A 275-nucleotide genomic window follows, 5' to 3' on the forward strand; every position below is an offset into this window, starting at 1 on the left:
TTCCTGGCTCTAATTTCTGAGAGATTACTTTACCTGTTTTATCTGTTCGTAATGTCTCTACTTTTTTACCATCTTTGTACACTTCAAATTCTGCATCTGATAATACTTTCGCTTTATCTTCTGCATCTACTTTTACGATTTCAAATTGACCTGTTAACTTTTCGTTCATAACTTCTTGTTTTACTACTTCATTTGCTACTACGTTTACTTCGACTGTTACTTCTACTGCTTTATAACCTTCTGGCGCTTTCGTTTCTTCTAACGTATACTTTCCT

Annotated in this window: 1 protein-coding gene; it reads right to left on the minus strand. The window is 33.8% G+C overall.

Features of this window, described 5'->3' with window-relative positions; translation table 11 throughout:
• On the minus strand, positions 1 to 275 hold a 275-nt coding region (locus MR083_RS27205), incomplete at both ends, for an MSCRAMM family protein (RefSeq protein ID WP_242270130.1).

The organism is Bacillus cereus group sp. BfR-BA-01408 (genome assembly GCF_022663305.1).
GTDB lineage: Bacteria > Bacillota > Bacilli > Bacillales > Bacillaceae_G > Bacillus_A > Bacillus_A pacificus.